General features: G+C 63.9%; 15 protein-coding genes. 9 read left to right on the top strand and 6 right to left on the bottom strand.

Going from position 1 to position 12,908, the window contains the following annotated elements:
* Window positions 1–5: 5 nt before the first annotated feature.
* A complete protein-coding gene (locus CDQ92_RS03790; RefSeq protein WP_088440033.1) occupies window positions 6–2,327 on the bottom strand; it encodes a heavy metal translocating P-type ATPase in 2,322 nt (773 codons plus the stop codon).
* Window positions 2,328–2,492: 165 nt separating this feature from the next.
* Window positions 2,493–2,954, bottom strand: a complete 462-nt coding sequence (locus CDQ92_RS03785) for a class I SAM-dependent methyltransferase (RefSeq protein ID WP_229667486.1) — start codon at window positions 2,952–2,954, stop codon at window positions 2,493–2,495.
* Between the two features lie 53 nt (window positions 2,955–3,007).
* On the opposite strand from CDQ92_RS03785, the gene CDQ92_RS03780 reads away from it, so the two are divergent.
* Window positions 3,008–4,333: an IS1182 family transposase gene (locus tag CDQ92_RS03780; RefSeq protein WP_088440032.1), complete on the top strand. Its 1,326-nt coding sequence runs from the start codon at window positions 3,008–3,010 to the stop codon at window positions 4,331–4,333.
* Window positions 4,334–4,425: 92 nt separating this feature from the next.
* Here the strand turns inward: CDQ92_RS03780 and CDQ92_RS03775 are convergent, their stop codons facing one another.
* The 4 genes from CDQ92_RS03775 to copC form a co-directional block, all read right to left on the bottom strand.
* Window positions 4,426–4,725 carry a class I SAM-dependent methyltransferase gene (locus tag CDQ92_RS03775; RefSeq protein ID WP_229667238.1) on the bottom strand — a complete coding sequence of 100 codons (300 nt, stop codon included), beginning with the start codon at window positions 4,723–4,725 and terminating at the stop codon, window positions 4,426–4,428.
* Between the two features lie 136 nt (window positions 4,726–4,861).
* Window positions 4,862–5,551: an AraC family transcriptional regulator gene (locus CDQ92_RS03770; protein ID WP_088440550.1), complete on the bottom strand. Its 690-nt coding sequence runs from the start codon at window positions 5,549–5,551 to the stop codon at window positions 4,862–4,864.
* Window positions 5,552–5,583: 32 nt separating this feature from the next.
* On the bottom strand, window positions 5,584–6,537 hold the full coding sequence (copD, locus tag CDQ92_RS03765; RefSeq protein ID WP_088440031.1) for a copper homeostasis membrane protein CopD: 954 nt from the start codon (window positions 6,535–6,537) through the stop codon (window positions 5,584–5,586).
* Window positions 6,538–6,541: 4 nt separating this feature from the next.
* Window positions 6,542–6,925: a copper homeostasis periplasmic binding protein CopC gene (gene copC, locus CDQ92_RS03760; protein WP_088440030.1), complete on the bottom strand. Its 384-nt coding sequence runs from the start codon at window positions 6,923–6,925 to the stop codon at window positions 6,542–6,544.
* A gap of 164 nt (window positions 6,926–7,089) precedes the next feature.
* On the opposite strand from copC, the gene CDQ92_RS03755 reads away from it, so the two are divergent.
* The 8 genes from CDQ92_RS03755 (at window position 7,090) to CDQ92_RS03720 (ending at window position 12,887) form a co-directional block, all read left to right on the top strand.
* Window positions 7,090–7,335, top strand: coding sequence for a hypothetical protein (locus CDQ92_RS03755; RefSeq protein WP_144035682.1), 246 nt, complete (start codon window positions 7,090–7,092; stop codon window positions 7,333–7,335).
* Window positions 7,336–7,337: 2 nt separating this feature from the next.
* Window positions 7,338–7,775 (top strand): periplasmic heavy metal sensor, encoded by a 438-nt coding sequence (locus CDQ92_RS03750; protein ID WP_088440028.1) that lies wholly within the window; start codon window positions 7,338–7,340, stop codon window positions 7,773–7,775.
* On the top strand, window positions 7,772–8,356 hold the full coding sequence (locus CDQ92_RS03745) for an RNA polymerase sigma factor (protein ID WP_088440027.1): 585 nt from the start codon (window positions 7,772–7,774) through the stop codon (window positions 8,354–8,356). Before CDQ92_RS03750 ends, CDQ92_RS03745 begins: the two co-directional genes overlap by 4 nt.
* Before the next feature lie 111 nt (window positions 8,357–8,467).
* Entirely contained in the window at window positions 8,468–10,315 is a 1,848-nt protein-coding gene (locus CDQ92_RS03740) for a copper resistance system multicopper oxidase (RefSeq protein ID WP_088440026.1), read from the top strand.
* Window positions 10,312–11,508 (top strand): copper resistance protein B, encoded by a 1,197-nt coding sequence (locus tag CDQ92_RS03735; RefSeq protein ID WP_088440025.1) that lies wholly within the window; start codon window positions 10,312–10,314, stop codon window positions 11,506–11,508. The genes CDQ92_RS03740 and CDQ92_RS03735 overlap by 4 nt, the downstream gene beginning before the upstream one ends.
* A 92-nt stretch (window positions 11,509–11,600) precedes the next feature.
* Window positions 11,601–11,990, top strand: a complete 390-nt coding sequence (locus CDQ92_RS03730; protein ID WP_229667245.1) for a DUF305 domain-containing protein — start codon at window positions 11,601–11,603, stop codon at window positions 11,988–11,990.
* A 13-nt stretch (window positions 11,991–12,003) separates the two neighbouring features.
* Complete coding sequence (locus CDQ92_RS03725) at window positions 12,004–12,513, top strand: DUF411 domain-containing protein (protein ID WP_229667236.1); 510 nt, start codon at window positions 12,004–12,006, stop codon at window positions 12,511–12,513.
* 26 nt (window positions 12,514–12,539) lie between these two features.
* On the top strand, window positions 12,540–12,887 hold the full coding sequence (locus CDQ92_RS03720; protein WP_144035681.1) for a hypothetical protein: 348 nt from the start codon (window positions 12,540–12,542) through the stop codon (window positions 12,885–12,887).
* Window positions 12,888–12,908 lie beyond the last annotated feature (21 nt).

The raw sequence follows: 12,908 nt of genomic DNA, 5'->3' as shown, positions 1-12,908 counted from the left end.
TTCGATCAGATTTTCACGAACCGCAGCCGCAGCGAATTGGCGATCACGCTCACCGAGGACAGTGCCATCGCAGCGGCGGCGATGATCGGAGACAGGAGCAGCCCGAAGACCGGATAAAGCACGCCCGCCGCCACCGGAATGCCCGCGACATTATAGGCGAAGGCGAAGAAGAGATTCTGGCGGATGTTTCCCATTGTCGCGTGGCTGAGGTGCCGCGCCCGGACAATGCCCAGAAGGTCGCCGCGCAGCAGCGTCACACCTGCGCTTTCGATGGCGACATCGGTTCCCGAGCCCATCGCGATGCCGACGTCGGCGGCCGCCAGCGCCGGCGCGTCATTGACCCCGTCACCCGCCATGGCGACGATCCGGCCTTGCTCGCGCAGCCGCTGGACAACCATGCTCTTCTGGTCGGGAAGGACGTCGGCCTCGACGTCATCGATGCCGAGACGCCGCGCGATCGCCTCGGCGGTCACGCGATTGTCTCCGGTGAGCATGATGACCTTGATTCCGGCCTCGCGTAGCGCCGCGAGCGCCTGGCCGGTTGTCTCTTTGACCGGATCTGCGATGGCGATGACGCCGGCTGCTTTACCATTGACCGCAATGTAGATCGCAGTCGCGCCATCCGCGCGAAGGCGGTCTGCCGCCTCCGCAAGCGCGCCCAAATCGATGTCATATTCTTCGAGGAAGCCGGCATTGCCCAGAACGATCGCCTTATCATCGACGACCCCGACAATGCCCTTGCCGACCGGCTGGTCGACCCCCGATGGCTCGACGAGCGCGAGCCCGCGATCCTCGGCCGCTTTGACGATCGCCGCCGCGAGCGGATGCTCGCTGCTGCGTTCGAGGCTCGCGGCAATCCGGAGCAGGTCATTCTCCTCGAACCCGTCCGCGACTTCGATGGCGACCACCGACGGCTTGCCTTCGGTGAGGGTGCCGGTCTTGTCGACGACGAGCGTGTCGACCTTCTCCATCCGCTCGAGCGCCTCGGCATTCTTGATCAGCACGCCGGCCTCAGCGCCGCGGCCGACGCCGACCATGATCGACATCGGCGTCGCAAGGCCGAGCGCGCAGGGACAGGCGATGATCAGCACCGAGACCGCGGCGATCAGGCCATAAGCCATGGCGGGCGCGGGACCGAGGAGGGACCAGACGAGGAAAGCGGCCCCAGCGACGACGATGACGCCGGGCACGAACCAGCCCGAAACGGTATCGGCGAGGCGCTGGATCGGCGCCCGGCTGCGCTGTGCGTCGGCGACCATTTGCACGATACGGGCGAGCATCGTGTCGCTCCCGACCTTCTCGCTGCGCATGAGCAAGCCGCCGGTCTGATTGATCGTCCCGCCGATGAGGGCGGCGCCGGCCTCTTTGGTCACCGGCATCGACTCGCCAGTGACCATCGACTCATCGACCGTGCCGCGGCCTTCGAGGACGATCCCGTCGACCGGGACCTTTTCGCCCGGGCGGATCCGCAGCACGTCGCCGACCACGACCGCGTCGAGTGCGATCTCCTCGTCGCTTCCGTCGCTGCGGACGCGCCTTGCGAGCTTTGGCGTCAGGTCGAGAAGCGCGCGGATCGCACCGCTTGTCGTCTCGCGCGCCCGCAGTTCGAGCACCTGTCCGAGCAGTACCAGCACCGTGATGACCGCCGCGGCCTCGAAATAGACCGCGACCGAGCCGTCGGCGGCGCGGAAGGCGGCGGGGAATATCTGCGGCGTGATCGCGGCGATCATGCTGTAGCCCCACGCGACGCCTGTCCCCATCGCGATGAGGGTGAACATGTTGAGGCTCTTGTTGCGGATCGAGAGCCAGGCGCGCTCGAAGAAGGGCCAGCCCGCCCACAGCACGACGGGCGTCGCAAGCAACATTTGGATCCAGTTGCTCGTCTGGCGGCCGACATATTGATGGAGGCCCGTCATATGGCCGCCCATCTCGAGCGCGACCACGGGAAGGGCGAGAAGCAGCCCGACCCAGAAGCGGCGGCGCATGTCTCGATATTCTTCGCTGGGACCGTCCGATGCGGTCGGCATGACGGGCTCAAGTGCCATGCCGCAAATCGGGCAGCTTCCGGGTCCCGGACGCTGAATTTCGGGGTGCATCGGACAGGTCCAGATGGCGCCCTCGGATGGATTGGCTGCGGTCGGCTCGCGTTTTTCGGTATAGCGATCGGGATCGGCCTCGAATTTGGCGAGGCAGCCTGCGCTGCAAAAATAATGATGCTCGCGGCCGTGCGTCGCGCTGTGCGGCGTGGTGGCCGGGTCGACCGCCATGCCACAGACCGGATCGGTCGTGCTCCCGCTGCCTTTGTCTGCATCCTGATGATCGTGCATCGTCACCGCTCCTGTCGCTAAAGCGTGCCCTTCGGCGGGGACGCGCACCCGCGCTGCGATCGGGTTCGCTCCCTACCGACGCCGTCTCTTCGCGGCACAAAATGGGGCCGCTTCTATCGATACGCAAGAAAGGCCCCCGCCCCTCGGATTTTCTTGCATACCCGATCAGGCGTCGGACTTGCCCGCTCGCAGGATAGCGATCGTGCCGGTCGGTGTCCGAAAGGTCTCGATCTCGCGAATATCTCCAAAACCTGCCTCCCGCATCAGGACTGGCAGCATCCCGTCGGCGTTGGGCTGTGTATCGTGGACGCCATCGAGTTGCTGCACCGTCAGTCGAAACAGCAAACGCATGAAGCGGCTGCGCTGCTCTCCATAATCGGCGACATAAAGCTCGCCGCCGGGAGCGAGCTTGTGCCAAGCCTCGCGCAACAGGCGTGCCTTCTCTGTCAGCCCCACCTGGTGCAAGACCAGACAGATCGCGATCTTTGCCGGTGCCGGCCAGTGGGCGACGGTAGAAGCCGAGAGGAAACCGACGAGAAATTCCGGCGCCGGAACAAGCTGCGCGGTCTTGGCCCGGGCAATTCGTGTCGCGGCTTCATCGGGATCTATGCCTAGGAGCCCGTCCACGATTTAGCATATTTGGGCTGGACTGCGGCGATGAGTTTTGATTCAGTCGGGGGATGAGCAAGCGCTTTCTTCCCTGGGATGTTGATCAGGTATCCCTGTTTCCGCCTTCGGTGTCGGATTATGTCCCGTCCTCGCACCCTGCCCATTTTGTTCGGGATCTGGTGCGCGACGAGCTGGATCTCGAAGCGGTCTATGCATCGTATGACGATGCTCGTGGGGCGCCGGCGTTTCATCCTGCGATGATGACGGCGCTGCTGCTGTACGCGTACACGCAGGGCCTCTATTCCTCGCGACGGATCGCGCGGGCTTGCGAAGACCGGCTCGATTTCCATGCGGTGACGGCCAGTTCGAAGCCGGATTTTCGGACGATCTCAGAGTTTCGCAAGCGGCATCTCAAAGCGCTGTCGGGATTGTTCGTACAGGTGCTGAAGCTGTGCGCCGAGGCTGGCCTGGTCAAGCTCGGCCATGTCGCGCTGGACGGTACGAAGATCAAAGCCAATGCGTCCAAGCACAAGGCGATGAGCTATGCCCGCATGCAGAAGGCCGAAGCGGCGCTTGCGGCCGAAGTGGCAAGCTGGCTCAAGTCTGCCGAGGCCGCTGACCGCCGCGATGATGCGAGCCTCGGCGCCGGCCAGCGCGGCGACGAGTTGCCCGACTGGGTTGCCGACAAACAGCAGCGCCTGACCAGGATCCGTGAGGCCAAGGTCGCGCTCGAAGCCGAGGCCCGAGCAAAGGAAGATGCCAAGGCCAAGGCGAAGGGCGATGATGACGATCGCAGCGATGGACCGCGGCCAGGCCGCAAGCCCAAGCATCCGCCAGGAACGCCCAAGCCCAAGGCACAGCGCAATTTCACCGACCCGGACAGTCGGATCATGCCGGGCAAGGATGGCTTCATTCAGGCGTATAACGGTCAGATCGCCGTCGATGCGACCGCGCAAATAATCGTGGCGCATTCGCTGTCGAACTCGTCAGCCGATTCCACTTGCCTGATCCCGCTCACCGACGCTGTCACCCGGAACATGGAGGGCAAGAAGGCCAGGGAGATCTCGGCGGACGCCGGCTATTGCTCCGAAGCCAATCTGGCCGGGCTCAAGGATCGCGAGATTTCCGCTTACATCGCCACGGGCCAGGCCAAGCGCCCGACGACCGGAGGCAAGGTGGGCGGACCGCTCACCCAGGCGATGCGCCAGAAGCTCAAGCTTGGCGGACACCGCAGTCGCTATCGTTTACGCAAACAACTGCCCGAACCGGTTTTCGGACAGATCAAGCAAGCGCGCGGATTCCGTCAGTTCCTCCTGCGCGGTCTCGACAAAGTCCAAGACGAATGGAGCCTCGTCTGCATCGCCCACAATATCACCAAGCTCTGGGCCGTAGCGTAGTTCTGCCCTCTTCGATTGCGTCTCTTCAGCGCCACAGGCCGCAACCAACCCGGCATTCGGACCCAATCACCGCGATTCTACCACCCCTCAGGTCAAAACCCGGCGCGAACGCCGTCATGTCCGCCGCGACACCTGCGAAAAAGAGTTCGTGGACGGGCTCCTAGGTAGCGCACACCTTGGCTATGGCGTGCGATCGCCAGCGCGAGATTGCCCGTACCCGAACCAATGTCGAGAATGACCTCGCCCTCGGTGAGAGCCATGTGGTAAACGAGGCGGTCGCGCCACACGCGCTCGCGCGTCGTCACGGCCAAGCCGAAATCATAAAGGGGTGTAAGTACGTGATAGCCTGCCGCCGGCGTGTAGGAACGCGGCGAGGGTTTCCTTTCGGGCATGGTCCGTTTCCTTTTGGGCTTTTAGCCTGCCGCGGGGATTGCGATTGCGTACCGGCCTCGAGAAGCCGAATAGGGTCAGGCAAGGACACCGTCTTGAACGTTTCGCCGGAACAAGGCGACTCGACGCGGGACTTGCTCAGGGCACGATTTCGAATGCGAAACCCACGAGGCCGGCAGAGGGCGTCACCCCGAGCCATTGGGCGCAGCGACGCGTGAAGTGCGATTGATCGGCAAAGCCTCCCGCCGCAGCCGCGTCGGCGAGGCCCCCGCCGCCGACCAGCGCTCGCATCGCCCGCTGGAGCTGGAGCCATTGCAGCAATTTCGCTGGAGGTACGCCAAAGTCCCGGCTGACGATTTCACGAAGGCGCGAGGGCGAGAGGCAGGCGACATCGGCAAGAGCGCGCGCGGTCGACACATCGCCGCGGTCCGCGAGCGCTAAGGACAGGCGTGCATCTACCGGATTCGCCTGCGACCGGGCGAGATAGTCGGACGCCCAGCGCTTCGCATCCGCGGCGCCTGCGATCCCGCCGAGGCCGGCCGTTTCCGCCGGCGCCAGCAGCACGGGTGCCGATCCGGCGGATAGGCGCGCATCGGCGCGAAATAGCGGATCGAGATAGAAAGATCGCACGACGGCACCCTCGGGTCCCAGGCGGTGGCGCACATGCGAGGGTATGGCGACCGCATGCCCGGTCGGCACCGTGATGTCGGCGTCGCCGGAAATCTCCAGATCGCACTCGACAGCGAGGCTGATCTGATGCGCCAGATGGTTATGGGGACGGCTGCTTCCAATGCGCGCATCGATCAACGCCCAGCCGGTCCCGAGCATGATCGAACCGGTCCAGGAAACGTTGTTGGGGGTCAAACCGGGAAAGGTTCGAGCGTGCCGAACCAGGCGACCAGCGCGAGTATGGAAAGTGCTGCCGCTGCTTCGAGGACCAAGCTCTTGCGCATGGCCGCGATCGCCCGGTCGGGATCGGCATCGACGCTTTCGGTATCGGCGTTGGCGATGGCCGCCGCAAGACCAGGTGTCAGCCGCCAGCGGTTGGCCGCTGCGAGCGCAAGCATCAGTGCGAACAGCGCGAGCTTGGCAAGGAGCAATTGTCCATAGGGGGAGCCAAGAGACCGGCCAACATTATCGACGCCGACGATCAACTGGCTGTTGATGAGGCCGGTCGCGGCGATGACGAGGACGCAGATCGTGCCGACGAGCGAAAATTGCTCGAGGCTCCGCGCGGTAATGCTCAGTCCGCCCGGTATTTCGCGGATGCGCTGCGGCGAAATCAGCAGAAGGAAGGCGCCGATCGCGCCGACCCAGACGGCGGCTGCGATCATATGCAATATGTCGCTGATCCGGTGGACGGTGCCCGCAGTGCCTTCGGTCGCGCCCGCATGGCCGGACCATACCAGCGTTGCGACGGCAACCGAGCCGGCGGCCGCGACTATGGCCGCCGCCGTTGTCGGCCACCGGGTCATCCAGATGGCCGCCGCCAGCGCGAGCAAATGCGCAGCGCTCCGGTAGATCCAGCCCCACCCGACATCTGTCTCACGAACGAGATCCCAGAAGGGCTGAAACTCCAGAGATAATAGGCCCACGCCCTGCATCGAAGCCGCGAGCACGCCCATCCCGAGAGCGGAAAGAAGCAGACCGGCGGCACAGAGCCATCGCTCGGCGCGCCAGATCGCGGCCATCGGTTGCGGCCCAAGGCGTTCGCTTCGTGTCAGCGCATAAAGCGGGAACGCAGCGAGACCGGCAACAAGCATCAGGTCCGCATAGAGCGCGAACCTGATGCCGATCAGGACGGGATCGCCCACCGTCTTACTTGACGGTGAAGCTGAATTCGCTGCCCATGCGGTGGGTGTCGGCACCCGCCGCCGACCATTTGACCTTGTAGGTCCCGGGCGTCAGCGGCCGCTTGAGCATGAGCGTCGCCGACTTGCCGTCTTTGCCCATCATCGACGAGTAAGGCACCTTCATCGGCGCATGATTGGCCATGCCGGGCATTCCGGTCATGACAAGCTCGGTCTTGAGGGTCGAGGCGACCACCTTTTCGTTGAACTTGAGATTGACCGACGTGACCTTCGAAACGGTCGAATTGGCGGCCGGCGTCGAGCCGATGAGCTTGGTGTGCGCGCTCGCCGCGGCCGGCATGAGGAGCAGGGCGAAAGCCGCCGCTGCTGAGGGGAGAAGAGACTTGAACATAACCACCTCCAATTGCGTGTCTGTCCTGCTAATACGCAGCATGTCGGCATGGCCCTCAAATATTCTGGGATAATATTCTGTTGTGAGGGGTGGAGCGCTTCGGCGCGTATGTACATTGATGGAAAGGTTTGAAGAGACGATCGATGGATGAGGAGCTTCGCATTTTGGACAGGATCGATCTGCCTGCAGCGCTCGACGCGCTGGACGATCGCATCATGGGCGCATTGGCGATCCGCCGGCGCGAAGCGTTGGCGACGCGCCGCCTGATGGCGTTGGCGGCCTTTGTCTCGCTCGGTGGCGGCATTATCGTGGGCAGCGCGGTCTCCCAGCCAGCGGTCGCGGCGAGCCCCCTAACCCCGTTCGGTCCGCCTAGCGCGTTGGCACCCTCCACCTTGCTGGGAACGCAGTAGCGATGCCGTCGCGCCGCCTATTGCTCGTGGGTCTCATTGCATTCGCCGCTGCCATCGCCGGCGTATTCGTCGGGCGCATCGTATCGGACGCGCCCAGAGCGAGCGAAACCGAACTTCATGCGCTTCTCCACGGCAAACTCGATATGACGACGGAGCAGCAAGCGAAGCTTGAGCGCATCGAGGCCGACTTCGCAGGGCGCCGCCGGGCGCTCGAGCTCGAGATGCGCGCCGCCAATGTCCGTCTCGCGCAGGCGATCGAAGCCGAACATGGCTATGGGCCGCGCGTCACCGAGGCGATTGACCATACCCATGAGGTGATGGGGACTTTGCAGAAGGAAACGCTCCAGCATCTTTTCGCGATGCGCGGGGTCCTGTCCCCCGATCAGGCGGAAATGTTCGACAAGAGCGTGGTCAAGGCGCTGACCGCCGATGCGCGGTGACCGCCGACCTATCGCAGTGTAGCGACCAGGAACTGGCGATTCTCGCTCGCGCGCACCGCGAGGAAGCCTGTCGCGAATTGTTGCGCCGGTACAAGACAGGCGTCTATCGGCTCATCGTCAAGCAGATCGGCGATGCCGACGAGGCGATGGACCTGACGCAGGAAAGCTTCGTAGCCGGCTTCTCGGCGCTCGATCGCTATGATGGCGATCGATCGTTCCGGACGTGGATTGCCCGCATCGCGCTCAACAAATGTCGCGACTGGGCTCGCCGACGGAAGGTGCGTGCCTTTTTCTCCCGCGCGCTTCCGCTCGAAAGCGCGCAGCATGTGGCGAGCGATGGCCCCACACCCGATTCCGAGGCGACCGACAAGCGCGAGCTTGCGAGAGTTCGCGGGGCGATTGATCTGCTGCCGCAGAATTTACGCGAGGTACTTCTTCTCCGCGGTGTCGATGATGTGAGCCAAGCTGAAACCGCAGTGATTCTGCGGGTCAGCGAGAAGACCGTCGAGACCCGCCTCTACCGTGCGCGCACCAAGCTCAGGGAATTGCTCGCCGGAACATCCGCGAATGCGCGGGGTTGATATTTGGACCGCTCATTCAGGCGGTGGCCCCTCATCGTGGCATTTTTATTGAGGGGCGACCGTCTCGCCTGCGTATGGCTTTAGGAACAGTCAGCAACGGTCGGAAAGAATATGCAGATGGAAAGGCGTCGGTTCGTCAGTGGAGCTTTAGGCGGCGGCGCGGCCGCGGCGATGGCCGCATGGTTCCCGGCCTGGGCACAGCCGGTCTCGTCGGGGATCACCGCGCCCTTGCCCACCGTATCCGGCAACGACATCACCCTGCGCATTGCGCGGCAGACGATGCGGATCGACGGCAGGCTCAGTCGTGCCATCGGGATCAACGGCACGGTGCCGGCGCCGCTTGTCCGGCTGAAGGAAGGACAGACCGCACGCCTCACCGTCGTCAACGATCTTGACGAAGACAGCTCGATCCACTGGCACGGCCTGATCCTGCCCTTTCAGATGGACGGCGTACCCGGCGTCAGTTTTCCCGGCATCAGGCCGCGCTCCAAATTCGTTTATGAATTCCCGGTCGTTCAGTCGGGCACCTATTGGTATCACAGCCATTCGGGGCTTCAGGAGCAACTCGGCCACTACGGGCCGATCGTCATCGACCCCGCCGGCGGCGACCCGATCGGTTACGACCGTGAGCATGTTGTGGTGCTGTCGGACCACAGCCAGATTTCGCCCGAGGCGATCTTCCGCAAGCTCAAGGTCAATCCCGGCCATTTCAATATGCAGCGCCAGACTCTGTCGGGGTTGCTCGCGGGCAAGGACCAGTCGCTGAAGGAACGCGTCGAATGGGGCGCGATGCGGATGGACCCGACCGACGTCGCGGATGTCAACGGATCCACATACACCTTCCTCGTCAATGGCCACGGCCCGCGCGACAATTGGACCGCGCTGTTCAACCCGGGCGAGCGTGTGCGGCTACGCATCGTCAATGCCTCGGCGATGACGATCTTCAATGTCCGCATTCCGGGCCTTCGGATGACCGTCGTGCAGGCCGACGGGCTCAATGTCGTGCCGACCGAGATCGACGAATTCCAGATTGCCGTTGCCGAAACCTACGACGTCGTCGTGACCCCGGTGGAGGACCGCGCCTACACGCTGGTCGCCGAGGCGAACGACCGGTCGGGCATGGGGCGTGCGACGCTCGCGCCGCGCGCCGGCATGGTCGCCGAGGTTCCGCCGCTCCGCGAACGGCCGCTCGCCACCATGAAGGACATGGGGATGGGCGATATGGATATGTCGGGCGGCTCGATGGCCGGCATGGACCATTCAGGCGGCGAAGACATGGGCGCCATGCCCATGCCGGCGGGCGACCCCTCCTGCTCTCCCGAACATGCCAAGATGGGCCATTGCACGCCCGCGGGCGAAGCCGGCTCGATGGCGGGCATGGATCATGGATCGGGTGGCATGCAGCACAGCATGCGCGACTTCAGCGTTGCGCCGCAGGTCAAGCGTGACCCCAGCGTCCAGACGATCTCGCCTATGCCGGTCGATCGCATGGGCGAGCCGGGGCAGGGGCTCGAGGATGTCGGGCACAAGGTGCTGACCTACCACGATCTTGTGGCGCTCGAACGCAATCCCGACGTGCGCGCCGCCGAGCGGTCGCTCGACATCCATCTGACCGGCAATATGGAACGCTTCATGTGGTCGTTCGATGGCGTGAAGATGTCCGACCATCATGAGCCTATTCCCTTCATCGAAGGCGAGCGGGTGCGGATCAAGCTCATCAATGATTCGATGATGAGCCACCCCATCCATCTGCATGGTCATTTCTTCGAACTGGTGACGGGCAAGGGCGACCGTTCGCCGCGCAAGCACACCGTACTTGTCCAGCCCGGGGGAATCGCGACCTTCGATTTCACCGCCGACGCGGTCGGTGATTGGGCGTTCCACTGTCACCTTCTCTACCATATGCACGCCGGGATGATGCGCGTCGTCAGCGTTCGCCCGAAGGGAGACATGCAATGACCCGCATCGCGCTCCTTCTTTCGAGCATCGCGCCGCTCGCTTTCACAGTCCCCGCCGCAGCCCAGTCGATGGATCATTCGATGCACGGCTCGACGCCTGCTCCCGCAACCAGCCCGGCCCCTGCCCCGGTAGCGCAGCCCGCGCCTGAAGCGCCCGCCGAAAAGCCGATGGAGCAGATGGATCAGGGCAGCATGCAGGGCATGGACATGGAGTCGCGGGCGTCGGAATGCTCGCCCGAGCATGCGGCGATGGGCCATTGCACGCCGGAGGCGGATGCTCCCGACAAGAAAGAACCCGATAAGGGAGCTATGGATCATGACATGGTCCCGGCGGCCGATCCGGATTGTCCGCCCGAGCACGCCAAGATGGGCCACTGCACACCGAAAACAGCACCCGCGGATGCCATGGGGGGAATCGAGGGCACGACCGGAAAGAGCGGCACCGACCTGCCGCCGGGCGATGCCACCGCGCCGGCGCCCCCGGGCGACTGGTACGCCGATCGCATCTACCCCAAAGCCGAAATGGACCACTCGCGCCACGACATGATGAAGGAAAATGGCGCTCAGACCATCGCCTTTATCAGCTTCAATCTCGCCGAATATCAGGCGCGCAAGGGCCGTGACGGGTTCCGTTGGGACGGAGAGGCCTGGTATGGCGGCGACATCAACCGGCTGACGCTCAAGAGCGAAGGCGAGGGCGTTTTCGGCGAAGGCATCGAGGGCGCCGAGGTGCAGGCACTCTACAGCCGGGCGATCGGCCCCTATTTCAACGCGCAGGCAGGGATCAGGCAGGATCTCGGACCCGGCCCCGACCGCACCTATGCGACCATCGGCTTCGAGGGGCTCGCACCCTATTGGTTCGAAGTCGAGGGCGCGCTGTTCCTTTCGAACAAGGGCGACCTGCTCGCCCGGCTTGAAGGCTATTACGACCAGCGCATCACCCAAAAACTGATCCTCCAGCCTATGGCGGAGGTCAATTTCGCGCTGCAGGACGTGCCCGAGACCGGCATCGGCTCAGGCCTCTCGGACGTCGAACTCGGGCTTCGCCTTCGCTACGAAGTCGTGAAGGAGTTCGCGCCTTATGTGGGTGTCGAATGGGCACGCAAGGTCGGCGACACCGCGCGCTTCGCGCGGGCAGCGGGCGAGGACACCAATGGTGTCAGCTTCGTGATGGGGGTGCGGGCCTGGTTCTAGAAGTTTCGCGGGGTGGCGACAGGTTGAGGAGAAATGCCGTGAAACCAGCCTATCGCAGCCTTGCGCTGCAGACGATCGTCAGCGGGATCATCATGTATCTCGTGATGTTCGTCATGATCGACCGCCTCTCGAGCTTCTACAACAATCTCAACATGCTCTACATGACGCTGATGATGGTCTCGCCGATGGTCGTGCTGATGATCGTCGCGATGCGCGACATGTTTCCGTCGAAGCGTCTCAACGCGGTCCTGTTGCTGGGATCGGCGGTCGCCTTCTTCGGGAGCTTTGCGCTCATCCGGACGCAGACGACGATCGGTGACACGGCCTTCTTGCGTTCGATGATCCCGCACCATTCGGGCGCCATTCTCATGTGCGAACAGGCATCGCTCAAGGACGCCGAAATACGCGAGCTCTGCCGTGGCATCATCGCGGGACAGGCAGCCGAAATCGAACAGATGAAGACCATTCTCGCGAGGAAATGACATGACAAGCCCGATGACCCGACGCCATCTTCTCGGTCTGGTTGCGGCTGGATCGGGGATGGCGCTTGCGGCTTGCAAACCTTCGTCGGGACCAAGTGCGACCGGCGAGAAAGACGCCGCCCGGGCGCCGCGCGTCGATACGGCGAATGCGAGGCAGATGCTCGTCTATCGCGATCCCGAATGCGGTTGCTGCGAAGCCTGGGCGGACATTGCGCGCAAAGCTGACTATCGGGTGGTCGTCGAGGACCGCGCCGACATGGCTGCCGTCAAGGTCCGATATGGCGTGCCGGCGCGACTGGCGTCGTGCCACACGGCCGTTATCGGCGGCTATGCGATCGAGGGTCATGTGCCGATGCGGCATGTGGCGAAACTCCTCCGCGACAAACCACGCGACATTCGCGGAATCGCCGTGCCCGGCATGCCGCGCGGGTCTCCGGGGATGGAAATGCCAGATGGAAGCGTGGACGCATTCGAAGTGATGCAGTTCAGCGGCGACGGCGAGATTTCTGAATTCCGCGCATGACCTGCCGGCAAGATAAGGAGACAGATATGACGAGATTCATTCCCCTAGCGGCTATCACCGCGCTGATGCTTGCTCTCGCGGGATGCGGCGCCGAACCGGCGCAGGAGAGCGACGCCACACCGGAACCGAGCGAGGTCCCTGCCACTCAGACCCCGGCCATGGTCGAGCCCGCGCCTGTCGCGGAAGAGACGTCAACCGCATCCGACCCGGCGATAGCGACCCAAAAGGCAAGGCCTCCGGAGAAAGCCCGGCCCAAGCAGGAACCCGCCGCGAAAGCGACTGTGCCGCCGCGGGCAAAGGTCGTGCCGGACGCGCCCAAACCTGTTGAACCCGAGACCGATCCCCATGCCGGGCATGATGTGGACAAAATGTAAGAGGGCATGTGCCGATACGGC

The sequence above is a fragment of the Sphingopyxis bauzanensis genome, from assembly GCF_002205675.1.
In the GTDB taxonomy this organism is placed as follows: domain Bacteria; phylum Pseudomonadota; class Alphaproteobacteria; order Sphingomonadales; family Sphingomonadaceae; genus Sphingopyxis; species Sphingopyxis bauzanensis.
Note: the sequence above shows the minus strand (reverse complement) of the source record. Positions and strands in the feature narration are given on the sequence as shown.

What these genes read in the sequence shown, in the direction of transcription:
- CDQ92_RS03750 (WP_088440028.1), top strand. Translation starts at nt 7,338, where the DNA reads ATGCCGTCGCGCCGCCTATTGCTCGTGGGTCTCATTGCATTCGCCGCT.
- CDQ92_RS03730 (WP_229667245.1), top strand. Translation starts at nt 11,601, where the DNA reads ATGTATCTCGTGATGTTCGTCATGATCGACCGCCTCTCGAGCTTCTAC.
- CDQ92_RS03790 (WP_088440033.1), bottom strand. Translation starts at nt 2,327, where the DNA reads ATGCACGATCATCAGGATGCAGACAAAGGCAGCGGGAGCACGACCGAT.
- CDQ92_RS03780 (WP_088440032.1), top strand. Translation starts at nt 3,008, where the DNA reads ATGAGCAAGCGCTTTCTTCCCTGGGATGTTGATCAGGTATCCCTGTTT.
- CDQ92_RS03770 (WP_088440550.1), bottom strand. Translation starts at nt 5,551, where the DNA reads ATGCTCGGGACCGGCTGGGCGTTGATCGATGCGCGCATTGGAAGCAGC.
- CDQ92_RS03725 (WP_229667236.1), top strand. Translation starts at nt 12,004, where the DNA reads ATGACCCGACGCCATCTTCTCGGTCTGGTTGCGGCTGGATCGGGGATG.
- copC (WP_088440030.1), bottom strand. Translation starts at nt 6,925, where the DNA reads ATGTTCAAGTCTCTTCTCCCCTCAGCAGCGGCGGCTTTCGCCCTGCTC.
- CDQ92_RS03735 (WP_088440025.1), top strand. Translation starts at nt 10,312, where the DNA reads ATGACCCGCATCGCGCTCCTTCTTTCGAGCATCGCGCCGCTCGCTTTC.
- CDQ92_RS03720 (WP_144035681.1), top strand. Translation starts at nt 12,540, where the DNA reads ATGACGAGATTCATTCCCCTAGCGGCTATCACCGCGCTGATGCTTGCT.
- CDQ92_RS03775 (WP_229667238.1), bottom strand. Translation starts at nt 4,725, where the DNA reads ATGCCCGAAAGGAAACCCTCGCCGCGTTCCTACACGCCGGCGGCAGGC.
- CDQ92_RS03740 (WP_088440026.1), top strand. Translation starts at nt 8,468, where the DNA reads ATGCAGATGGAAAGGCGTCGGTTCGTCAGTGGAGCTTTAGGCGGCGGC.